This is a genomic window from Nocardia wallacei (genome assembly GCF_029868745.1).
Lineage (GTDB): Bacteria > Actinomycetota > Actinomycetes > Mycobacteriales > Mycobacteriaceae > Nocardia > Nocardia wallacei_B.
Genome location: NZ_JARWOP010000209.1, coordinates 1 through 21,134, shown reverse-complemented (window position 1 = coordinate 21,134; position 21,134 = coordinate 1). Strand labels below are relative to the sequence as shown.

22 protein-coding genes are annotated in these 21,134 nt (G+C 70.3%); 6 read left to right on the top strand and 16 right to left on the bottom strand.

Features of this window, described 5'->3' with window-relative positions:
• Positions 1 to 192 precede the first annotated feature (192 nt).
• A complete protein-coding gene (locus QH470_RS17755; protein WP_280273490.1) occupies positions 193 to 849 on the bottom strand; it encodes a cyclodeaminase/cyclohydrolase family protein in 657 nt (218 codons plus the stop codon).
• A 157-nt stretch (positions 850 to 1,006) separates the two neighbouring features.
• On the opposite strand from QH470_RS17755, the gene QH470_RS17750 reads away from it, so the two are divergent.
• On the top strand, positions 1,007 to 2,044 hold the full coding sequence (locus QH470_RS17750) for an LLM class F420-dependent oxidoreductase (protein ID WP_342213889.1): 1,038 nt from the start codon (positions 1,007 to 1,009) through the stop codon (positions 2,042 to 2,044).
• A 28-nt stretch (positions 2,045 to 2,072) separates the two neighbouring features.
• Here QH470_RS17750 and QH470_RS17745 read toward each other — a convergent pair whose 3' ends face one another.
• The 7 genes from QH470_RS17745 to QH470_RS17715 form a co-directional block, all read right to left on the bottom strand.
• A complete protein-coding gene (locus tag QH470_RS17745) occupies positions 2,073 to 2,411 on the bottom strand; it encodes an STAS domain-containing protein (RefSeq protein ID WP_280273492.1) in 339 nt (112 codons plus the stop codon).
• A 202-nt stretch (positions 2,412 to 2,613) separates the two neighbouring features.
• Complete coding sequence (locus QH470_RS17740; protein WP_280273489.1) at positions 2,614 to 4,914, bottom strand: SpoIIE family protein phosphatase; 2,301 nt, start codon at positions 4,912 to 4,914, stop codon at positions 2,614 to 2,616.
• The gene (locus QH470_RS17735; RefSeq protein WP_280273488.1) at positions 4,911 to 5,543 is read right to left on the bottom strand and encodes a SpoIIE family protein phosphatase; all 633 of its coding nucleotides are present in this window, start codon (positions 5,541 to 5,543) and stop codon (positions 4,911 to 4,913) included. The genes QH470_RS17740 and QH470_RS17735 overlap by 4 nt, the downstream gene beginning before the upstream one ends.
• The gene (locus tag QH470_RS17730; RefSeq protein ID WP_280273491.1) at positions 5,536 to 5,916 is read right to left on the bottom strand and encodes an ATP-binding protein; all 381 of its coding nucleotides are present in this window, start codon (positions 5,914 to 5,916) and stop codon (positions 5,536 to 5,538) included. The genes QH470_RS17735 and QH470_RS17730 overlap by 8 nt, the downstream gene beginning before the upstream one ends.
• Positions 5,917 to 5,951: 35 nt before the next feature.
• Positions 5,952 to 6,326 (bottom strand): STAS domain-containing protein, encoded by a 375-nt coding sequence (locus tag QH470_RS17725; protein WP_187688501.1) that lies wholly within the window; start codon positions 6,324 to 6,326, stop codon positions 5,952 to 5,954.
• Positions 6,327 to 6,340: 14 nt separating this feature from the next.
• The gene (locus QH470_RS17720; protein ID WP_280273487.1) at positions 6,341 to 7,234 is read right to left on the bottom strand and encodes an STAS domain-containing protein; all 894 of its coding nucleotides are present in this window, start codon (positions 7,232 to 7,234) and stop codon (positions 6,341 to 6,343) included.
• A gap of 128 nt (positions 7,235 to 7,362) precedes the next feature.
• Entirely contained in the window at positions 7,363 to 7,875 is a 513-nt protein-coding gene (locus QH470_RS17715) for a MarR family winged helix-turn-helix transcriptional regulator (protein WP_280273486.1), read from the bottom strand.
• A gap of 234 nt (positions 7,876 to 8,109) precedes the next feature.
• Here QH470_RS17715 and QH470_RS17710 point away from each other — a divergent pair, with 234 nt between their 5' ends.
• On the top strand, positions 8,110 to 9,786 hold the full coding sequence (locus QH470_RS17710; RefSeq protein WP_280273485.1) for a fumarate hydratase: 1,677 nt from the start codon (positions 8,110 to 8,112) through the stop codon (positions 9,784 to 9,786).
• Positions 9,787 to 9,793: 7 nt separating this feature from the next.
• Here QH470_RS17710 and QH470_RS17705 read toward each other — a convergent pair whose 3' ends face one another.
• On the bottom strand, positions 9,794 to 9,946 hold the full coding sequence (locus QH470_RS17705) for a hypothetical protein (RefSeq protein WP_280273484.1): 153 nt from the start codon (positions 9,944 to 9,946) through the stop codon (positions 9,794 to 9,796).
• A gap of 177 nt (positions 9,947 to 10,123) precedes the next feature.
• On the opposite strand from QH470_RS17705, the gene QH470_RS17700 reads away from it, so the two are divergent.
• From QH470_RS17700 to QH470_RS17690, 3 genes are all read left to right on the top strand, one after another.
• Positions 10,124 to 10,606, top strand: coding sequence for a M15 family metallopeptidase (locus QH470_RS17700; protein WP_280273483.1), 483 nt, complete (start codon positions 10,124 to 10,126; stop codon positions 10,604 to 10,606).
• 196 nt (positions 10,607 to 10,802) lie between these two features.
• Entirely contained in the window at positions 10,803 to 11,060 is a 258-nt protein-coding gene (locus QH470_RS17695; protein WP_280273482.1) for a hypothetical protein, read from the top strand.
• 135 nt (positions 11,061 to 11,195) lie between these two features.
• The gene (locus QH470_RS17690; RefSeq protein ID WP_280273481.1) at positions 11,196 to 12,161 is read left to right on the top strand and encodes a helix-turn-helix transcriptional regulator; all 966 of its coding nucleotides are present in this window, start codon (positions 11,196 to 11,198) and stop codon (positions 12,159 to 12,161) included.
• A 13-nt stretch (positions 12,162 to 12,174) separates the two neighbouring features.
• Here QH470_RS17690 and QH470_RS17685 read toward each other — a convergent pair whose 3' ends face one another.
• The 6 genes from QH470_RS17685 to QH470_RS17660 all read right to left on the bottom strand — a co-directional run bounded on the left by QH470_RS17685 (position 12,175) and on the right by QH470_RS17660 (position 17,745).
• Positions 12,175 to 13,179 carry a class I SAM-dependent methyltransferase gene (locus QH470_RS17685; protein WP_280273480.1) on the bottom strand — a complete coding sequence of 335 codons (1,005 nt, stop codon included), beginning with the start codon at positions 13,177 to 13,179 and terminating at the stop codon, positions 12,175 to 12,177.
• Entirely contained in the window at positions 13,176 to 13,565 is a 390-nt protein-coding gene (locus QH470_RS17680) for a RidA family protein (RefSeq protein WP_280273479.1), read from the bottom strand. The genes QH470_RS17685 and QH470_RS17680 overlap by 4 nt, the downstream gene beginning before the upstream one ends.
• Positions 13,562 to 14,212, bottom strand: a complete 651-nt coding sequence (locus QH470_RS17675; RefSeq protein WP_280273478.1) for an alpha-hydroxy acid oxidase — start codon at positions 14,210 to 14,212, stop codon at positions 13,562 to 13,564. Before QH470_RS17675 ends, QH470_RS17680 begins: the two co-directional genes overlap by 4 nt.
• 84 nt (positions 14,213 to 14,296) lie before the next feature.
• Positions 14,297 to 14,794, bottom strand: a complete 498-nt coding sequence (locus QH470_RS17670; protein ID WP_280273477.1) for an alpha-hydroxy-acid oxidizing protein — start codon at positions 14,792 to 14,794, stop codon at positions 14,297 to 14,299.
• Positions 14,791 to 16,227: an amino acid permease gene (locus tag QH470_RS17665; RefSeq protein ID WP_280273476.1), complete on the bottom strand. Its 1,437-nt coding sequence runs from the start codon at positions 16,225 to 16,227 to the stop codon at positions 14,791 to 14,793. The genes QH470_RS17670 and QH470_RS17665 overlap by 4 nt, the downstream gene beginning before the upstream one ends.
• A gap of 348 nt (positions 16,228 to 16,575) precedes the next feature.
• Entirely contained in the window at positions 16,576 to 17,745 is a 1,170-nt protein-coding gene (locus QH470_RS17660) for a hypothetical protein (protein ID WP_280273475.1), read from the bottom strand.
• A gap of 149 nt (positions 17,746 to 17,894) precedes the next feature.
• On the opposite strand from QH470_RS17660, the gene QH470_RS17655 reads away from it, so the two are divergent.
• Positions 17,895 to 18,476, top strand: coding sequence for a TetR/AcrR family transcriptional regulator (locus tag QH470_RS17655; protein WP_280273474.1), 582 nt, complete (start codon positions 17,895 to 17,897; stop codon positions 18,474 to 18,476).
• A gap of 6 nt (positions 18,477 to 18,482) precedes the next feature.
• On the opposite strand, the gene QH470_RS17650 is transcribed toward QH470_RS17655, so the two are convergent.
• Positions 18,483 to 21,134: SbcC/MukB-like Walker B domain-containing protein (locus tag QH470_RS17650; RefSeq protein WP_280273473.1), on the bottom strand; the 2,652-nt coding region annotated here is incomplete at its 5' end.

Sequence of the window (21,134 nt, the reverse complement as noted above, 5' to 3'; positions counted from 1 at the left end):
GCCCGCCGTGCGGGGTGGCGGGGGGGGGCGGCGGCGCGCCCGCCGCGCCCCGCCCCCCCCCCCCAAAAACCCCGTCACGCGCCGAAAACCGTTGTTGTTGCGTGGGGAGGGAGGGGTTAGTACCCCTGGTCGGCGGTCGGCGGTCGGCGGTCGGCCGTAAGCGATCAGCCGTCAGTGGTCGGCGGTCAGCCGTCAGCGGGTTATGGCGGCGATGACGTCGGCGTGTAGGGCGTCGGCTCGGGCGATTAGTTCTTCGATGGTGCGTAGGGCGGGGGCGAACTCGGCGCCGTGGTTTTCTTGGAGGGAAGCCACGTTGATGGCGATGTTCAGTTGGGAGGTGGTGGCGGCGGCTCGGGCTGCTGCGGCGGCGGCGCCTATGTCGGTCACCACGTTGGGGTTGCCGATGGGGAGTAGATCGGTTGCGAGGGAGAGGATTTCGTCTGCTTCGGTGACTACGGCGGCGGGTACTCGGGCGGCCTGTAGCAGTGCGGCTGTGATCGCCTCGGTGCGGGCGGCGGTCTCGGTGTCGGTCGATTTGGGCAGTTTGTAGGCTGCGCCGACTGCGGTGAAGGCGGCTGCGTCGGCCTCGGCCAGGGTCAGTGCGCGGTCGCGGGCCGCGTCGGCGGCGGCGATGATGCGGTCGACGACGGGACGGTTGTCTGCGTCCTTGGCTCGGGTGGTGTAGCGCGCGACCATGGCCACCAGGGCGGCCCCTTGCGCGGCGTGCAGGGCGGCCACCGCGCCGCCGCCGGGCGCGGGGATCTTCGCCGCCAGATCCTCGAGATACCGCCCGATCGCCGCCTCCCCGAACGTCGTGGACTGCGGCGACGACGTGGTGTCCTGAGACATGCTGCGGGGCCTCCCGTTTCGAAGATCGGCATGCGGTTCGCCGACCACCGTACCGGGCGCGGCGGGTCCGGCCGACGCGAGCCCGGTGCGGGGGCGCGTCCGCCGCCATGACGGGCGGCCCGCGAGCGGTGCGGGGAGACTGGGTAGGTTCGGATCCATGCGTATCGGACTGGGCATCAACTATGCGGGCGGCTTCAAAGAGGTGGCGGCGGAGGTCGCCGATCTGGAGCGGGCGGGTCTCGACATCGCCTTCGTGCCCGAGGCGTACTCCTACGACGCCGTCAGCGGGCTGGGCTACCTCGCCGCCAAGACCGACCGCGTGCAGCTGGCGTCCGGCATCCTGCAGCTCTACACCCGCACCCCCACGCTGACCGCCATGACCGCCGCCGGACTGGACTACGTGTCCGACGGCCGCTACATCCTCGGCCTGGGCGCGTCCGGCCCGCAGGTGATCGAGGGCTTCCACGGCGTGCCCTACGACGCGCCGATCGGCCGCACCCGCGAGGTCGTGGAGATCTGCCGCCGGGTGTGGCGGCGCGAGCGCCTGGAATTCGAGGGCAAGTACTACACGATCCCGCTGCCCGCCGATCGGGGCACCGGACTCGGCAAGCCGCTCAAGCTGATCAATCACCCTGTGCGGGAACGGATTCCGGTGCTGCTGGCCGCGCTCGGCCCGAAGAACGTGGAACTCGCGGCCGAGATCGCCGAGGGCTGGCAGCCGATCTTCTTCCTGCCGGAGAAGGCGCACGACGTCTGGGGCGACGCGCTGGCGGCCGGGAAGGCCAAGCGCGACCCGGCGCTGGGCGAGCTGGACGTGTACGCTGGCCCGGCCCTGGCCATCGGCGACAATGTCGAGGGCCTGCGCGAGTTCGTCAAGCCGCACCTGGCGCTGTACATCGGCGGCATGGGCGCCAAGGGCAAGAACTTCTACCACGCCCTCGCCACCAAGTACGGCTACGGCGCCGAGGCCGACCGCATCCAGGAGCTGTACCTGGCCGGTGAGAAGGACGCGGCGGCCGCGACGGTGCCCGACGAACTGGTCCGCGACATCTCCCTGATCGGTCCCGCCGGATTCGTCAAGGAACGCGTCGCGGCCTTCCGCGAGGCGGGTGTCACGGTGCTGAACGTGGTCCCGCTGGCGGGCACCCCCGCCGAGCGGGTCAAGCTGATCGAGCAGCTGCGCGAACTGGTCTGAGCCGCCGCGGGCCGGGCGGTGCGGGGCGTCAGCCTTCGCGCAGCCCGGCCAGGGCTTGGTCCAGGGTCGGATGCATTGCGAAGACCTGGTCCAGGTTGGTCATCTTGAGCTGGCGTCCCGTGGCGGGACCGTCGGCGACCACCGCGATGCGGGTCGCTTGCCCGGCTCGCTGGTGCGCGCCGACGAGCGCCGCCATGCCGGCGGAGGCCAGGAACGTCACCTGCAGCAGGTCGATGATCAAGGCCGCCGGGCTGCCGCTCAGCGCCGCCTCGATCGCGTTCTCCAGTGCGGGTGCGGTCGCCAGGTCGACCTCACCGGCCACCGTGAGGACGGTCGCTTCGTCGTGCACCGAGACCGAGGTGGTCATCGCGTCGGCGAGGGGATACGCGTCTCCGGAAGTGTTGGTCACATCAAGACAATCTGCCATGAACCCGCTCTCCGCGCTGCATCGTTGTCGTATTGGCCGGTGTTTCGTAGTTTTGCCCGCCGGGAAAACCGCAGGTGTACGGGTGTTCCGGACGTTGCGGAACGGTCGCTGGCGGGAATGCGCCCCGTGTCACCTTCGCGCATCAGATCCGGCTGGCGGCCGAGAAGGTGACCGCGGGTAGCGTCACGACCATCCGCACCGAGGTACCCGCCCCGGTGTTGTCGATGACGAGTTCGTCGGTCAGCGCGCGCATCATGGCGATGCCGCGCCCGCGCGGGCCCGGATCCTCCGGCAGCGGCCGCCAGACGCCGGTATCGGTGACCTCTATGGTGACCTGATTGATCGCGCAGTCGGCGGTGAGCACCATGCGGCCCGGCGCACCGCCCAGATAGGCATGCTCGATGCTGTTGCTGCACGCCTCGTTGGCGGCGGCGACGAGATCGGCGGCCAGTTCCTGCGGGACCGCGGCCGCGCTCAGCCACGCCGCCAGTTCGCGGCGCACGGCGGCCAGCCGCCCCGCCTCGGCCGGCACGTCCACCCGCAGCGGCCGCGGCGGCTGCCGGTAGACCACCATGGCGACGTCGTCGTCGTAACCGCCGGCCGGGCGCAGTCGCGACAGCACCGCGTCGGCGACCTCGCGGGGCGGGTCGTCCGCGGCGCCGGACAATTCGTCGGCGAGTTCGTCGAAACGCATATTGATGTCGACGCCGCGCTGTTCGACGAGCCCGTCGGTGAACAGCACGAGGGTCGATCCGGGGGCGAGCGGCGTGGTGGCCTCCGGCCGCTGGGGCGGATCGAACGTGGCCAGCGGCACCGCGCGCCCGCCCTCGAGTAGTCGGCCCTTGCCGCCCGGATCGGCCAGCACCGGCGGCATGTGCCCGGCGCTGGAATAGCGGATCAGGCCACGCTCGGGATCGAGGATGGCCGCGCACACCGTCGTGCACATCGCGCCGGGGATGCTGGCGGCGACGGTGTCGAGTTCGCCGAGCAGCTGTGCCGGGCCCGCGCCGCGCAGCAGCAGAGCCCGTGCGGCCGTGCGCAATTGGCCCATCACCACCGCGGCCGACAGCCCACGCCCGACGCAGTCGCCGACGACGAGGCCGATGGTGCCGTTGCGCAGCGGCACCACGTCGTACCAGTCGCCGCCGATCTCCAGCGGCGGCAGCGCCGGTTCGTAGTGCACCGAGAATCGCGGCGGCAGCTCGATCGGGCCGAGCATCGCGCGCTGCAGCGTGAGCGAGGTGGAGCGGGCCTGGTCGAAGTTCCGGGCGCGCTGCACGGCCAGGCTGAGATGCCCGACCAGCAGCGAGAACAGGGCCCAGTCACCGGAGCTGATGGCCCGCGGCGCGGCGAAGCGCAACCACAGCGCGGCATCGCCGGTCTCGCCCAGCGGGGCCACGATGCCCTCCGAGGTGGAGGCGCCCTCCGGGATCGCGAACATCGTCCGGCCCGGACGCATCCGGGCGCGGTCCAGCAGCGCCCGGGCCCGGGCGTCGAGCACCTGGCGGGAGACCGCCGCCTCGGATTCGGTTGCGGCGGCGGATTTTTCGCTGCCTTCCGGCTCGGCATCGCCGGTGCTCGCCACCGGGCCGGACACATACAGTTCGGGTCCGGTCTGGCGGTTCGGCCACACCGAGACCACCGCCGTCTCGGCGCCGATCGCGCGCCGCAGTTCCTCGAGCCCGACGGTCAGCACCTCGACGACGCTGGTGCCGCCCGCCACGGCGGTGGCCAGTCGCGACACCGCTTGATCGCGGGCCTGCGCGTCGTGCTCGGCGGTGACATCGCGGACCGTGCCGACGAAGATGCGCTCGTCGTCCTCCGGTTTCACCAGCGACGAGGTGCTCACCGCCAGCCACAGTCGCCGGCCGTCGCGGTGGCACACCGGCATCACGAACCGGGCGGCCTCGGTGCCCAGATCCGGATACTTCCCGCCGTCGTCGGCCGCCCACGGGTGCGGCAGCGGATAGGGCGCGCCGTCGGGTCCGTAGCCGGTGATGGCGCCGAAGGCGGAATTGACCTCGGTCAGGGTGCCGCGCGAATCGGCGACGAAGAAGCCGTCCTGCAGCGATTCGACCAGCGCCGTGCGGAACGCGTCGCGCCCCTCCAGATCCTCGGTGCGCAGGCGCTGCAATTCGTAGCTGCGGTTGATGTCGAGGAAGCCGCGGGTCGCCACGTCCAGCGCGGCGAGGGTCTGCAGCAGGAATTCCAGTGCGGCCTCGGCGCGAGTGCCCGTCTCGGTGCCCTTGGCGGTGTCGACCAGACCGGCGCGGTCGAGCAGCCGGAAGTGATGTTCGGTGAGGTCGAGGATGCTCACGCCCTCGACCAGGGCGCGGCGGCCCAGCTCGTACCCCTCGGCGAGGGTGTTCTGGGTGGGCGAATCCAGGTGCAGCCGAAGGGCATTCGCGTAGGCGTCCCGAAATGCCGCGAGTACGGCGCTCACGGCGCCGGGTCCGTGTGCCCGCGGTGCCGGGCCGCCAGCACCAGCGCGTCGTCCGTGTTCTTGGCGTGGCGGCCGAGGATGTCGGCGGTGATGTCGGCGGTGGATTTGGCCAGATCGATGGCGTCGACGAAGTCGTCGACGATGCCGTCGGTGGACATCAGCAGCAGATCGCCGGGGCGCACCGCGACGGTCTGGGTCTGCAGGTTGGGGGGCAGTAGATAGCCGACGATGCCGCCGGTCAGCAGGGCAGTCGCGCGCAGGGCGGGTTTCCCGGGCCCGGCGGTCACCACCCGCGACTCCACATTGCCGACGCCGAGCCAGTGCAGCCGGTCTTCGGAACTGAACAGCGCCAGCGACACCGCGGCCCCGCGGGTGTCGGCCATGGCGCGATGGCACAGCACCATCAGCACGTCGAGCGGTTCGGCACGATTCTCCGACAGCACCTGCCCGGCCCGGTCGGCGGCCTCGCCGGCCGCGGCGCCGTGGCCCAGCCCGTCGAGCACCGCGAACAGCACCGCGCCGCCCCCGGCGTCCAGCACGACCGATCGATCCCCCGACACCTTCTGCCCGGGTAGGGCACGACCCGCGACCGCCCACTCGACCGCGCCGATGTAGCCGTCCTCATACACCGGTGGGTACCCACTTCCACATCTCCACCAGCGTCCCCTGCCCGGGCGCGGACTCCACCAGCAGCCGGTCCATCAGCCGCTTGGCGCCCGGCAGGCCGAGACCCAGACCCCGCCCGGTGGAATAGCCGTCCTCCAGGGCGCGGGCGATATCGGGAATGCCGGGCCCCTGGTCCTGGGCCTGCACGACGAGCGCGCGGCGGCCCTCCCGCTCTTCCACGGTCACGCGGATCTCACCGGTGCCCGCATAGCTGGTGATATTGCGGGCCACCTCCGAGATGGCCGTGGAGATCATGGTGATGTCGGTCAGTGTGAAGCCCAGCTTGGCAGCCAGCTCACGCCCGGCCTGACGTGCGGTCACGATGTCGTTGGACATCTTGACCGCGATCACCACGTTGTCAGCGGTCACGGTCACGAACCATCTCGCTGGAAGGTGGCGAACTTTCTGTTGAGCCAGGCCAGCCCTTCCTCGAGGTCGAGCGCGGTATGCATGTCTTCGAACGTGAGGCCCAGTTGCACCATGGCGAACGCGACCTCCGGCTGCAGGCCGACGATCACCGTCTGGGCGCCGCGCAGTTTGGTCATGTGCACGATGGTGCGCAACGAGCGGGCGGCGAAGGAATCCATCACATCGATCGCGGTGACGTCGACGATGATGCCTTTCGCGCGGTATTTGCTGACGTACTTCATCAAGTCGTCCTGCAGCCGCTCGGTATCGGCATCGGTCAGTGCCGACTGCACGGACGCGATGAGGTAGGTGCCCTGTTTCAGAATGGGTACCGGCATGGGGGCGCCCCGCGTCAGCGTCCGTGTCGATCGGTCACACGGGAGACTTCGTAGCCGAGCAGCCGCTCCGCCTCCTCGATGCCGCCCTGCAGGTCGCCGACCGCCTTTATCTTCGAGAGATCGAGGCCTATGGTCACCAGGACCAGGGCGATCTCCGAGGACAGGCCGGTGATGATCACGCTGGCGCCCATCAGGCCCGAGGCGTCGACCGTCTGCACCAGGTGATTGGCGACCGTGGAGTCGATCGAGGGCACACCGGTGATGTCGATGACGACCAGCTTCGCGCGGTTGGCGCGAATGGCCCGCAGCAGCTGCTCGGTGAGCTGCCGCGCTCGCTGGCTGTCCAGCACGCCGATGATCGGCAGAATGAGCAGTTGTTCGCGCACCTGCAGGACCGGCGTGGATAGCTCGCGGATAGCCTCCTGCTGCTGCCGGATGACGCGCTCGCGCTCCTGCACGAAGGACACGGCCACCGTGTTGGCGATGCGGTTGGCGGCCGGCTCGTACGCGTCGAGCACGCGTTTGAGCAGGTCGAAATTGGATTGGTACTTCTCGAACAGGCTGCGCGCCAGCACATCTCGCAGCAGGAGCACGATGCCGATGACCTCGTCGGTCTCGACGCCACGGGGAATGATGCGCTCGGACAGGTCGCGGGCGTAAGCCTGCAGCGCCTCGACGCTACCGGTTTCCAACACCTCGACGTAGTTGTCGTAGACCGAGGTCGCCTCGGAGAAGATCTCCTCCGGCGTCATGGCGGTCAGCAGCTGGGCATCCGTAATGCGGCGCGCCCATTCCTCGCGGAGCTCTGTGCGGTTCTGACGCAGGTGTTCGACCAACTCCGGGAGGAGGTTGTCGACCTGGCCGGTCGGCCGGGTATCCGGCGACAGACCGATGGACACGTCGGACATTGGAAACTCCTGCCCCTTTCGAAGGGTAGGTGGCTACTCGTCAGGTGGCTCGCACGGCTGCAATCCAGCATGCCACTACGAGCCTAGTCTTACCCGATACCCGCTGGGACACAAAACAAACATCCCCGTCAGGGGACGTTTCGGCCCTCCGGCGGGGCAGGGGCGGCGGCGTGCGGGGCCTCACCGGGTCTTCGGTGATGGGCCAGCAGGGTGTCGTAGATGTCCGCGAGGGCGGTGAGCTGGTCACGGTCGAGCACGTCGATCATGTTCCTGCGCACGCTGGCGACATGTGCGGGAGCGGCGGTATCGAGCACCTCGGCGCCCTTGCCGGTCAGCACGGCCGCGGTGCGGCGGGCGTCGTCGGGGATGGACTCGCGGGCCACCAGGCCGCGCTTCTCCATCCGGGTGATCTGATGCGACAGTCGGCTCTGTGACCACTCCAGCACGGCGGCGAGTTCGGCGAAGCTGCGCCGGTGGTCGGGGGCGTCGGCCAGCCGGGCCAGCACCGTGTACTCGACGTAGGTGAGATTCGAGGCGCGCAGCGAATCGCGCCCGACCGCCGCGGCGATGAGATCGCGCGTGAACACGAAACCGAGCCACGCGCGCTTCTCGAGATCGTCGAGCCACCGGGGTTCGGTCACGATTCCTCTCCAGGTCCCTGATACGTCATGCTATTGCCTCCGCTGCCTCGGCCACCACTCCTGACGACAGGTACACCCCGACTGTTGAAGGTGCAACCTTTGTGACTGCTGATGAAGATTAGGCTTGCCTGAGATCGGGCCGTCATCGGGTGCTGGCTAGAGTCGAAGCGCTTGGATTCACCCGGCTGCCCGTGCGCCCTGCGCCGCAGCCCCTCGTCGAGGAGTGTGCGAAACGTGTCCGCGCCTGACTTCCTGTATTCGGATCTGCTGCCGACCGGTGCCGACGAGACGCCGTACCGGCTGCTGACCACGGAGGGTGTGCATACGTTCGAGGCGGGCGGGCGGACCTTCCTGCAGGTCGATCCCGATGTGCTGCGCATGCTCACCGCCGAGGCCATGCACGACATCAGCCATTACCTGCGCCCGGCGCACCTGGCGCAGCTGCGCCGGATCATCGACGATCCGGAGTCCTCCGGCAACGACCGCTTCGTGGCGCTGGATCTGTTGAAGAACGTCAACATCTCCGCCGGCGGCATCCTGCCGATGTGCCAGGACACCGGCACGGCGATCGTGATGGGCAAGAAGTCCGAGGGCGTGCTCACCGGCGCCGACGACGCGGAATGGATCAGCCGCGGCGTGTACGACGCGTACACGAAGCTGAATCTGCGGTACTCACAGCTGGCGCCGCTGACCATGTGGGACGAGAAGAACACCGGCTCGAACCTGCCCGCGCAGGTCGAATTGTATTCGGCGGCGGGCGATCCCGCGCATCCGGCGTACAAGTTCCTGTTCATGGCCAAGGGCGGGGGCTCGGCGAACAAGTCGTTCCTGTACCAGGAGACCAAGGCCATTCTGAACCCCGAGCGGATGCTGGAGTTCCTGGACGAGAAGATCCGCTCGCTCGGCACCGCGGCCTGCCCGCCCTATCACCTGGCGGTCGTGATCGGCGGCACCAGTGCGGAATTCGCGCTCAAGACCGCGAAATACGCCTCGGCGCACTACCTCGACAACCTGCCGACCGAGGGATCGATGGCCGCGCACGGCTTCCGGGATCTGGCGCTGGAGGAAGAGGTCTTCAAGCTGACCCAGTCCTTCGGTATCGGCGCGCAGTTCGGCGGCAAGTACTTCTGCCACGACGTGCGGGTGGTCCGATTGCCGCGGCACGGCGCCAGCTGTCCGGTGGCGATCGCGGTGTCCTGCTCGGCCGACCGGCAGGCGCTGGCCAAGATCACCCCCGAGGGCGTGTTCCTCGAACAGCTGGAACGCGAACCGGCGCAATACCTTCCGGAGCAGACCGAGGCCATCCTCGGCGGCGATGTGGTGCAGGTCGACCTGAACCGCCCGATGTCCGAGATCCGCGCGGAGCTGTCGAAGTACCCGGTGAAGACCCGGCTGTCGCTGACCGGGCCGCTGGTGGTGGCCCGCGACATCGCGCACGCCAAGATCAAGGAGCGCCTGGACGCGGGCGAGCCGATGCCGGAGTACCTGCGCGAGATGGCCGTCTATTACGCCGGTCCGGCCAAGACGCCCGACGGTTACGCGTCCGGTTCGTTCGGGCCGACGACGGCCGGGCGGATGGATTCCTACGTCGACCAGTTCCAGGCGGCGGGCGGCTCGTTCGTCATGCTGGCCAAGGGCAATCGCTCGGCCCAGGTGACCAGGGCGTGCAAGGAGCACGGCGGGTTCTACCTCGGCTCGATCGGCGGCCCGGCGGCCCGGCTGGCGCTGGACTGCATCAAGAATGTCGAGGTCCTCGAATACCCCGAACTCGGCATGGAAGCCGTGTGGAAGATCGAGGTCGAGGATTTCCCGGCGTTCATCGTGGTCGACGACAAGGGCAACGACTTCTTCGCCGAGACGCAGAAACCGATCGCGCTGCGGGTGCGCACGCGGTCCAAGGAACGGGTCTGAGCGCCGCTCACGTCGTGCGGGTGCGCACCGCCGTCGGGTAGTTGTCGCGGGCGCCGGAATCGGTTCTCGTCGGTGCGCGGGTCGTGAGCGCCACGAGCGCGGTCGCGCCGAGCCCGGCCGCCAGCGACACCAGCACGTGCGCCGTCATCGGAAGTGCCATGACACCCTCCTCACCGTCGGGCCGACAGACCACCGACCGCCTGTAAAGGTAGCCGGTCGGTCGCGATTCCGGCTGCGGACACGCAGATTCGTATCGATACCCAGGTGATGGGCATGAAATGGCCGAATCGTCTGGTTTGCTGATGGGTAGCGATTTCGCCTGGATAGGATCTTTCGCATGCTGCGCGGAGTTGTGGGGTCGGTGTTGGTGATCGGGGTCGGGATTGTTGGCTGGGTAGCGCCCGCCGGGCAGGCCGCGCCCGTGTCCGTCGAATCCGCCGAGGGCACAGCGGGTCTCGATCCGGCCCTGGCCGCCGCGTACACCCTCGCCGAGCAGCAGGCGCACGCCGAGGGGGTGCCGCTGTCGATCACGTCCGGCTATCGCACGCCCGAGCAGCAGCAGGAGTTGTGGCAGGACGGTCTGGCGACCTACGGCAGCCCGGACGCGGCGCGGCGCTGGGTGCTGCCGCCCGAGGAATCCACCCACGTCCAGGGTCGGGCCGTCGATGTCGGACCCGAAGAAGGCGCCCGCTGGCTCGAGGCCAACGGCAACCGCTGGGGACTCTGCCGCACTTATGCCAACGAGTACTGGCACTTCGAGTTGGCGACCGTGCCGGGCGGTGCGTGCCCGCCCGCCATTCCCGACGCCAGCGAGCGCTGACTCGCCGGTTCGGCGGTTCCCGGCGCGAGTCGCGCCCAGTGTGGCAACTGTCCAGTTGAACGAGAGTTCTCGAAAGACACGCCGATTGTCCTGTGCATTACCGGTGTGGCGAACGCCAGGATCGGCAATCCTGGTGTGCTGGCGGGTTTCCGGCAAACGGCCGGAGGACCCGGACGATCGAAACGATGGAGGTTCGGTGACAGGTCGGGTGCACGGCGCGGACTATTGGTCGGTACCGATCCAGCGGCGCGAGGATCTCGCCGAGCGCCCCCGGCACACGGCCCCCGCCTACACGCCCGGCTGGCTGTTACTGGACCTCCCCACCGCGCTGCTGGTCGCCGTCTTCGTCGGCACCGGCTGGCTCGGCTACGCCCAGGCGGGCCCCGCCGAGGCGGGCGGACCGACCCCGACCATGGTGATACCCGCCGAGTCGACTCACCCGCCCACCCCCTGACCGCACGGAACCTCGTCGGCCGAACGCTGCTGCGGCCCAAGACTGTTGCCGCCCACGCCGACGCACGGCCCGATCGTCTGGGTACTGCCACATCTAGGACAGCTCTCGTCCTGGTTGTGCGGCAGGATGCACCGTATGACCGATACTCCCGCGCGGTTGCTCCGGCTGCTGTCGCTGTTGCAGACCCCGCGCGACTGGCCCGGTAGCGAACTGGCCGAGCGGCTTCGGGTGACCGACCGCACGGTGCGCCGCGATATCGAGCGGTTGCGGGAGCTGGGGTATCCGATCGAGGCGACGCTGGGCGTGGCGGGGGGCTACCGGTTGGTGGCGGGTGCGGCGATGCCGCCGCTGCTGCTCGACGACGAGGAGGCCGTGGCGGTCGCGGTCGGGCTGCGCGCGGCGGCGGGTCAGGCGGTGGCCGGTATCGAGGAGGCGTCGGTGCGGGCGCTGGCGAAGCTGGAGCAGGTGCTGCCCGCGCGCCTGCGCCGCCGGGTCCGCGTGGTGAGCACCGCGACCGCGGCCGCCCCCGGCGACGGTCCGAACGCCGATCCCGAGGTGCTCAGCGCGCTCGCCGCCGCCGTGACGAACAAGGAACGGGTCCGTTTCACCTACCGCGACGGCGCCGGGACCGAGAGTCGCCGTCACGGCGAGCCCGCGGGCTTGGCGGTGCGGGGTAGGCGTTGGTACGCGGTGATCTACGACCTCGACCGCGACGACTGGCGCAGCTTCCGCGTGGACCGCGTCGAACACGTGCAACCGACCGGCGCCCGCCGCACCCCCCGAACCCTGCCCGCCGCCGATGCCGCGGCCTACCTGGCAGGTGACCGAACCGACTGGGGTACACCGCGTTACCACGTGGACATCACGATTCACGCTCCGGCACATCGGATCACGGGCCGCCTCGGCGAGACGACCGACACCCTCGAACCCACCGGGGAGCACACCTGCCGCCTGCGCACCGACCGCGACGACGACCCCCGCTGGCTCGCCACCCGATTACTCACCCTGGGAACCGATTTCGACATCCGCGAATCCCCCGAACTGGAACGGGAACTGCGCGCCCTGCGAACCCTGATCGGCCGCGCCCTCCGCCCGGCCTGACCGTGGAACGTCGTCACCCGCGCTCCAGGATCGTGGTCACCAGCATCGTGTGGTCTTCCATGCGCCGGGTCACCGACCACCCCAGGGCGGCGAAGGCGTCCTCGTACTCCTGTCGCGTCCACAGCCGCACGCCCGTGATCGCGTGGTAGATCTCGTAGGTCGGGGAGAACCAGGGCTGTTGCGTCCAGTGCGGCGCCTCCAGCAGGTATCCGTCGCCGATGACCAACCGGCGCACATTGGGGAACCAGTCCATCCAGCCGCGCAGCACCGCGGCGATCCCGGCGCCGTCGCTCGCGAGCTGATGCAGCAGGAAGAACGACATGGCGGTGGTGACCGACTTCCGGTCGACGGCGTCGAGCCAGGCCGGCGGCCGCGATCCGGGCTGCACCGAACCGGCCAGCAGCGTGACCCGGTCGGCGATCCCCAGCTCGGTGAGTTCCGCACGCGCCGAGGCGATCACACCGGCCTCGATGTCGACGCCGAGGAACCGTTCCCGCGGCGCCAGGCCCGCGAGCGCCTTGACCCGGCCCGCGTCGGCGCACCCGAGGTCGACGGTGCAGCCCGGTCGGTCGGCGTCGAGAGATCGGCCGATGGTTTCGAAGATCTCCGGCCGCCGGCGGCCGATGTCGGAACAGCCGCGAGCCACCTCACCGGGGGCGGTGGCCGCGGGGATGTGGCCGCGGTGCATGCTGCCCGACAGCTGCCGGAAGGTGGGCTCCCAGCCCCGCACGGCGACCCGGACGAAGCCGCGGTTCTTGCCGACGTCGTGGCCGGTGTGGGTGAGCTGGTAGCGGCGCCCGCGCCGGTGCAGGAAGCCGGCGCGGATCAGCCCGTCGGCGACGGTCTGCTGGATTCCGGTGGCGGGCACGATGGTCTCGCCGGCGAGAAGCGTTGTCCACCAGCCCCAGTCGTCGGCGGCGACGATGAGCTGTCCGGCGGTCTGGCCCTCGATGACATCGCGGATGGTGAAGTCACCGGCGGCGGAGTGCGGGGCTACGAGCGGTGTCACTGCGGTCATGATCGATCTTCCTGGTGCGTGGCGACGGCGATCGCCTGGATTTCGATGAGCAGCCCGTCGATGGGCAGGGTGGTGACGAGGGTGGTCCGCGCCGGTGCGGCCGTGGCGAAATACTCGGAGAAGGCGGTGTTCCACGCCGGGAACCACCGCCGATCGGACAGGTAGCAGTCGATCCGCAGCACCTGCTCGCGGGTGCTGCACGCGGCTGCCAGTGCGGTGTCGAGCTGCCGGAAGACCTCGGCGGCCTGGTCGTCGAACGAGGTCGCCGAGACGGTCATGGTGGCGGGATCGACGGCCGCCAGGCCGGAGCTGAACATCAGCCCGGAACCGTTGCGCGCCAGGGGAAACGGGGCGGTCCCCGGCCGTGCGCCCGGTGCCGTGCTCACAGCTCGGCCCGCACGATCCGGTGCCGGTCGATGTCGGTGAGGGTCCGGGCGCCCGCCAGGATCATCAGCGTGCGCAGCTCCTCGGTGAGCAGCTCCAGTACCCGGCCCACGCCGGACGCGCCGGCCGCGGCCAGCCCGTAGATCGCCGAGCGGCCGATGACGACCGCGTCGGCGCCCAGCGCCAGGGCGAGGAAGATATCGCTTCCGGTACGGACGCCGCTGTCGAAAAGGATGGGCAGCGCCGGGCCGACCGCCGCGCGCACGCCCGGCAGCATGGTGAGGCTCGCGGGGGCCGGATCGACCTGGCGCCCACCGTGGTTGGATACCACGACGGCCGCGGCCCCGAGCGCGGCGGCGCGTTCGGCAGCGTCGGGGGTCAGCACGCCCTTCGCGATCCACGGCAGCCCGAAACCGGCCGCCGCGTCGGCGAGCTGGTCCCAGTTCCACACGGTGCCGCCGTGCCGGAGCAGCTGCCCGAACACCTCGGCGACGCCCGGTGCGCCGTTCTCGCCGGTGAGATTGCCCGCGAAATACCGCAGTTCGGGGTCGAAACGGTTGCCCATGTTGCGAGTGCGGAAGCCGCCGACCGGACAGTCGACGGTGACGCACAGCGCCTCGAACCCGGCGCGCCGCACCCGCTCGGCCACCGCCTCGGCATGCGCGAAGGGGTGCAGTTGCGGGGGGGGGGGGGGGGGGGGGGGGGGGGGGGGGAGGCGGGCCGGGGAGGGGAATCAAAGAAGACGCCGGAGGCGCACAGGACCGCCCCCCGCGGCCGCGCCCGGTCCGGGGCGGTGGGTGGTGGTGTGTGGGGGGGGGGGGGGGGGGGGGGGGGCCGCCCCCGCCCGCACCTGCTCGTAGGAGAAACTGCCGGCCTCCGGCACGATCGACAGCGCTCCGTGCTGTTGGGCGGCCCGGGCGACCGCCAGATGTCCGTCGGGGTGGAACAGGGCGTCGCCGCCGAACGGCGCGGTGAGGATGGGCGTCGCCAGCGGCAGGCCGAGCAGGTCGGTGCGCGTCGAAGGAGCGCCGACGCCGCTCATCGGCCGCGGCAGAATCCGCCAGCGGTCGAACGCCTCTCGATTGGCGCGCAGCGTGATCTCCCGGCCCGCGCCGCCCTCCACGAAGTCCCACACGTCGGCGGGCAGGGCCGCCGCGGCGGCGCGGTGGATCTCCTCGTGGGTGCCGAAATCGACCCGGGTGGGGTAGAAGCTGTCCAGTCGAGTGGTCATGCGGTGCCTCCGGTGACGGCGATGTCGCGGCCGGCGACCGAATGGCGGCGACCGTAGGTGAGGTAGAGCGTGGCGCCGGCCGCGGACCAGATCAGGAAGCGCAGCCAGGTCAGCGCCTGGAAGGTGGTGGCGAGCCAGACACAGCCCGCGATGGCGGCGATCGGGACCAGCGGCATGAGCGGCACTCGGAACGGCCGCGGGCGGCCCGGGTCGGTGCGGCGCAGCAGCATGACTCCGAGCGCCACGATGACGAACGCGAACAGCGCGCCGATGTTCACCAGCTCGGCCACGGTGTCGATCGGCAGCAGGCCCGCCACCACCGCGACCACCGCTCCGAGCGCCAGACTCAGCCGCACGGGCACGTGCCGGATACCGGTGTGGCACAGCGCCTTCGGCATCAGTCCGTCCCGGCTCATCGCGAACACCAGCCGGGTCTGGCCATAGAACAGCATGAGCAGGCCCTTGGTGAGCGCGACCACCGAGGCCACCAGAATGACCTTGCCGATCCAGCCCGCGCCGATCGCGGCCAGCGCGGTCGCCACCGGCGCGGCGTTGTTCAGCGTGGAATACGGTGCGACGCCGGTCAATACGGCACTGACCGCCACGTAGAGCACCGTCGCCGCCACGACCGACCCGATGATTCCCCACGGCAGATCCCGGCGCGGATCGCGAGTTTCCTCCGCGGACGTCGCGACGATATCGAAACCGAGATAGGCGAAGAATGCCAGCGCCGCACCGGCGGCGACGCCATGGACGCCGAACGGTGTAAATGGCGTCCAATTCTCGGCGTCGAGATGTGGTGCGCCCACCGCGACGACGAGTATCAGCACGCCGATCGTGACCACCACGAGAGTCTTGACGACTGCGGCGGCCACCTTTACCTCGAATACCAGCACGGCGACCAGTGCCGCGACGACGAGTACGGCGGGCAGATCGATGATTCCGCCGCTACCCGGTCCGGCCGTGATCGCGTCCGGCAGCGTCACGCCGAACAACGAATCCATTGTCGCGGTGAACAATCCGGACCAGCCGATTGCCACGGCCGCGGCGGCGACGGCGTATTCCAGGAGTAGATTCCAGCCCACGAGGAATGCGGGCACCTCACCCATGGTGGCGTAGGTGTAGGTATAGGCGCTGCCGGAAGCCGGTGTCATGGCGGCCAATTCGCTGTAGCACAGCGCCACCAGCACGCAGATCGCTCCTGCCAGCACGAACGACAGCATGATCGCGGGACCCGCCTTGGTCGCGGCCGCGACGCCGGTGGTGACGAAAATACCGGCGCCGACGATGGCGCCCACGCCCATCGCGATCAGATCGACGCGCCCGAGGCTGCGGACCAGAGTGCCGTCGGCGGCCACCGGAGTATCGGCACTGCGCAGGCGGAATACGGCGGTCCGGCGCAGCGCGGAAACGGCGTGAGGTGGTGCTGCCATGATGGGAATCCATTCGCTGGGAATGTATTTCGAGTCGTGCACATCAAGTGAAACAACCGGATTTTGTGTCCGGGTGAACTCATGTAACGGGTTAGTTTCAAGCTATCGGATGAATTGCCTTGTGGCGCTGGGTATTACGCGCACGCCAATGGTGCGCGGGAGTAGTCCCGCGCCCTCTCTCGCTATATGCATTTATGCCCTCGTCATCCCGGCATGCTTTTGGCGGGTATCAATGGATTCCGGCAAAAAGCGCACCGGAATGACGAGGGGCAGATGAATTCGGTTGTCAGTCGGCGGATATGGTCGAGGGTAGGTCGAATGGTCGAGCGCGGTATTACACCCGAATACCTATGCGATCGAGGACGTTTCGCGAGGAAACGGGGAGTCCGCGGCCCGCGCCGTTACACGCCGGCGGACGAGCGCGGTGGCGGCGGCGATCGCGACCAGCACGGCCACCGCGGCCACCACGGCATCCCGCATCCCTCCGGCCGTCGCGATGCCGCCGAAGCCGACCGTCGCCACCGCGGCACACAGATAGGCGACCGTCGCGTACCGGGTCGCGGCCCGCGCGTGGCCGTCGGGCGGCGTTGCGGCACTGACGATCCGGAGCCCGCTGCGATAGGCGATGCCTTGACCGAACCCGGCCACCACCCCGCCGCACAGCAGCAGGGCGAGATTCGGCACCCACGACACGACGGCGGCGATCGCGACACCGGCGATGATGATCACCTGCGCACCGACCGGCTCGGCGGGCAGCGCGCCCGGAGCCAGCACGCGCTGCGCGATCCAGGCACTGATCAGATACACCGTGACCGGCAACGCGAGCAGCGCCAGATCGGACGTGCCGAGCAACTCGGCGCCGTAGCTGGGCAGCAGCGCGACTACGAGCCCGGCCGACACCCACGCCGCAATGCCGCTGAGGTAACCGGCGAGAGGCGACTCCACGCCACCGATCGGGACGGCGGCACCGGCGGCGACCGCGCGCACCGAGAGGTCGCGATCGGCCAGCACGGCTACCGCGACCAACGTAAGCAGGACCGCGTGCAGCAGGTAGACCGTCACGCCGGGCGCCGGAAAATACTGTGCCACAGACGCGGCCGCGATCGTGCCGAGCGCCGACCCGAACACTGTCGCGCTCGCCATGGCGGTGCGGCCCCCTTCGCCGCGCCGCTCCAGGATCAGTCCCGCCAGGGAGCCGGTGGTCAGCCCGACCGACAGGCCCGCGCCGATCCGCGCCAGGCATGCGGGCCATGCCGAATGCGCCACGGCCATCGCGAGATCCGCGCCGATGCCGCAAACCGTGCCCGCGCCGATCCGCCACCACCAGCCCGCGCGGCCCGGCGGCGTCCCGAGCATCGACAGCGTCGGCGTCAACGCGAACAGGTACGCCGCGAAGATCACGGTGATGAGCAGTGGCGCCAGCGCCCAGGCGTGCCGGTAGTACGGCATCATCCCGGTCGCCAGGTTGGGTTGCGCCATGATCAGCACGAACAGCGCACCCGGAGCCACAGACCGCATCACACCCCCTAGTTGAGGAGATCTTCTCGTTTGAAGAATAGACAATTGAGAAGAAGTTCTCTACTCGAACCGAGTTGCCCTGTTCCACGGCGATTTTCGGCCCCTCAGGCCCCGGGCGGCGACGGTCTGTGCAGGATGGTGAGGTGCCCGTGAACACTCGCAGCGACGCCCAGCGCAGCCGGCTGCTGCTCATCGACGCGGTCCGCAGCCTGCTGCAGTCCGGCCGGGTCGGCTTCTCGATGCCCGAACTGGCCGCGGCGGCCGGCGTCGGGGTGGCCACCGCGTATCGGCACTTTCCGACGCCGCAGGACGCCATGCAGGCATTTCATCGGCGGGCCATCGAACAGCTCATCGCGGCGCTCGACGCGGTCGATCCCGGCCTGGAGCCGGTGCAGCGGTTCCATCGCTGCTGTCAGACCTGGGTGGAGCAGGCCATGCAGTGGGGCCCGGCGGTGCGTTATGTGCGCAGCAGCAAGGGTTTCGTCGAACGACTCGCCGACGGCGACGAATCCATCACCGCCCTGCACGACCACCTCACGGGCGTGCTGGACGCGCTGGCGCGCGCGGGCCAGACCACCGAGTACGACCTCACCTACGCGGTCCTGCTGTGGATCACCATCTTCGACGAGCGCGTCGTCTACGACCTCACCGAACACCGGCGCTGGTCCCCGGCCGAGGTGACCGACCACCTCACCCGCGCGGTGGCGGGAGCGCTGGGCATCGCGGTGTGAGCGCGGTCAGGAACTCGGCGCCAGCGCCTCGTCGAAGGTGATGCCGCCCTCGACGGTGTGCGGGGTGCGGCGGCGGTTCGGCGAGCCCAGGGCCGCGGTGAGATCGGAGCCGTCGTGTTCGGCCAGCAGGTCCTTCGAGTCCCACACCAGCAGTGTCGCGCTGACGGTGTTCTCGGCCGCCGAATGCGCCAGGTCGTAGTGCGCGCAGGCGGGTACGTGGTCGTAGGTGATCCACAGGTCGTAGCCGGTCATGAACAGATCGAGGTCGAAATCGACCGACAGGCCCAGCAATTCGCTGCGGCCGTTGTCGTCGACACCGGCGAACGCCTCGTCCAGCGCCAGCAGGCGCGGGGCCTGCGGGTCGGCGGAATCCAGCATGACGTGCGCCGCGGCGAACAGGGGAAGGTGCAGCGACACCGACTGCTCGCCACCGGACAGGGCGCTGTGCCGGGCCACCGTGAGCCGGTCCTCGGTCCCGTCGGCGGTGATCAGCGTGAACGAGAACACCCGCCAGGTGCGGTAATCCAGTGTGGTGGCGAGGATTTCGGGATACGAGCGCTCCGGGTGCGCGGCGCGGGCGGCGCGGATCTCGGCGGCGAAATGCGCGCGGATCGTCGCCAGATCCTCGGGGGCGAGGTCGGAGGCGTCGCGGTCGAGCAGTTTGCATACCGCGCGGGCGGATTCGGACAGGTTGTCGGCGAGCACCCAGTGCACGCCGATGGTGTTGCCCGACGACATCCGGCGCTGCTTCATCTCGGTACCCATCCGGGTGATGAGATCGCGTGCGTCGCTGGTGCGTTCGTGGATCTGCTGGGCCAGGCCGGTCAGCAGGGCGTCCTCCAGGATGCGGCGCTCGGCGTCGGTCAGCAGTAGTTCCTGATCCGACCGCGCGCGGGCGATGCGATCGGCGAAGTCGGCGAGCGCGGCGGCGCCCTGATCGTCGTGCACCTGGACCACGGTGAGGCCGTCGGCGGCGTCCCATTGCAGCCGGTAGTCCTGGCGGGCGGCGGCCAGCGCGGCGTCGAATTCCTGGAGGGCGGCGGTGACCGCGCTGCGCGTCGACTTACGGGCCGCCTCGCCCGCGCGCACCGCGGCGGTGGCGGCGGAGAGGTTCTCGAACAGCTCGTGCACCTCCTCGGGTAGCACCCGCGGTTCCTGACCCCCGGGACCGGTCGTCTCGATGCGGTACAGCAACTGCTCCGGGGTGGACCAGGCGGCGTCACTGCTGGGCCAGCGGCTGTTCTCGGGCGCCCCGAGCAGGCTCAGCAGGTCCGGACGGGCATACGGCGCAAGCTGTTTCACGTCGGCGAGCAGCTCGGTGAGGGCAGTGCCGAGCGCATCGTGGGCCGCCCGGTAGGCGCCCTCGGCGGTGCCCACGCCCTCGATCGCGTCGGCGGCGGCCTTGCGCGCCGCCTTCTGCTCCGCGCGCGCGGCATCGATGCGTTCGCGGGCCTGCTCGAGTTCGCGATCGATGTCGGCGGCGCCGGCGCCCAGCGCCTCGCGCAGCGTTTCGAGCTTCCGCAGCTGTTCCTCGTAGCCGGTGCGGGCGGCCTCGGCCTCCTCGGCGAATGCCTCGGCCAGGTCGCGTGATTCGGCGAGGCGGTCATCGGCCTCGCGGGCGCGTTCGTGCTCGCGCTGATGGTCGCCACGCAGCCGCAGCAGGGCGGTGCCGGTGTTCTCGAAGTGCCGGATCGCGGCGGCGAGGGCGTCGAGTTCGGCCGGGTCGCGCGGCGTTCGATGGGTGGCGGCGACCGAACGCGCCTTCTTGTCCGCGGCGCCGAACTCCGCCACCGCCTGATCGAGATCGCGTTCGGCCTGTGCTGCGGTCTCCGAGCGGGAGCGCAGCATGCCCGCGGCCTCGGAGACCGCCCGCAGCGCCGTGGTGACGCCGTGCGTACGGGGAAGGGCCTTGGCGGCGGCGGAGATTCGCGCGAGTTCCGCGGTGGCGGCCTCCTCCTCGGCGCGGGCGGCGGCCTCGGCCTGCTCGGCGGCCTCGGCCGCGGCGGTGAGTTCGGCCAGCCGCAGTGCGCGCCGCCGGGCGCGGGCGGTGGCGCCGATGAATTCGGCGTGCGCCTTGGTGTGGCGACCCACCTGCACGCCTTGGCGGAACCGGCCGTCGGCCCCGATCGCCGTTCGCGTGGCCGGGTCGGACGCGGTGTCGCCGAACGCGATCGAGGCCAGCACGTCCGCGACGATCTGACGAGGCACGGCGAGGCCGGAATCCTCTTCTACCGCAAGCACATCCGCGAGGGTGCGACCCTCGGGGCGGGCCTGCGGGGGCAGCGGCACCAGGAACTGATCCGATTCGTGCGGCGGCAGTTCGGCCTCGGCGCTCACCCAGCCGTCCAGCAGGTTCGCGCCCTGCAGCGCGGCCTCGACAGCGGCGGCCTGCTCGGGACCGACCTCGTCGGCGAAGCGCACCAGGCGCCACAGCGGTGCGCCCGCGCGGCCGTCACGGGTATCGGTGCGCGCGGCGAAAAGCGGTGGGGCATCGTCTTGTTCGGCCGCTACCTGCTGGTGTTCGGCGCGCAGCGCGGCCGCGCGCGCGGCCCCCCGCGCGGGGGGGGGCCCCGCCCGCGGACGCCCGCCCCCGCCCGGCACCGGGCGGGGGGAGGGGGGGTGGGGCCACACCCACGGGGGGGTGGGGGCGGGCGGGGG

Coding starts and splice junctions, on each gene's coding strand:
- QH470_RS17755 (WP_280273490.1), bottom strand. CDS start 849: ATGTCTCAGGACACCACGTCGTCGCCGCAGTCCACGACGTTCGGGGAG.
- QH470_RS17750 (WP_342213889.1), top strand. CDS start 1,007: ATGCGTATCGGACTGGGCATCAACTATGCGGGCGGCTTCAAAGAGGTG.
- QH470_RS17745 (WP_280273492.1), bottom strand. CDS start 2,411: ATGACCACCTCGGTCTCGGTGCACGACGAAGCGACCGTCCTCACGGTG.
- QH470_RS17730 (WP_280273491.1), bottom strand. CDS start 5,916: ATGTCCAACGACATCGTGACCGCACGTCAGGCCGGGCGTGAGCTGGCT.
- QH470_RS17725 (WP_187688501.1), bottom strand. CDS start 6,326: ATGCCGGTACCCATTCTGAAACAGGGCACCTACCTCATCGCGTCCGTG.
- QH470_RS17720 (WP_280273487.1), bottom strand. CDS start 7,234: ATGTCCGACGTGTCCATCGGTCTGTCGCCGGATACCCGGCCGACCGGC.
- QH470_RS17705 (WP_280273484.1), bottom strand. CDS start 9,946: ATGGCACTTCCGATGACGGCGCACGTGCTGGTGTCGCTGGCGGCCGGG.
- QH470_RS17700 (WP_280273483.1), top strand. CDS start 10,124: ATGCTGCGCGGAGTTGTGGGGTCGGTGTTGGTGATCGGGGTCGGGATT.
- QH470_RS17690 (WP_280273481.1), top strand. CDS start 11,196: ATGACCGATACTCCCGCGCGGTTGCTCCGGCTGCTGTCGCTGTTGCAG.
- QH470_RS17685 (WP_280273480.1), bottom strand. CDS start 13,179: ATGACCGCAGTGACACCGCTCGTAGCCCCGCACTCCGCCGCCGGTGAC.
- QH470_RS17670 (WP_280273477.1), bottom strand. CDS start 14,794: ATGACCACTCGACTGGACAGCTTCTACCCCACCCGGGTCGATTTCGGC.
- QH470_RS17665 (WP_280273476.1), bottom strand. CDS start 16,227: ATGGCAGCACCACCTCACGCCGTTTCCGCGCTGCGCCGGACCGCCGTA.
- QH470_RS17660 (WP_280273475.1), bottom strand. CDS start 17,745: ATGCGGTCTGTGGCTCCGGGTGCGCTGTTCGTGCTGATCATGGCGCAA.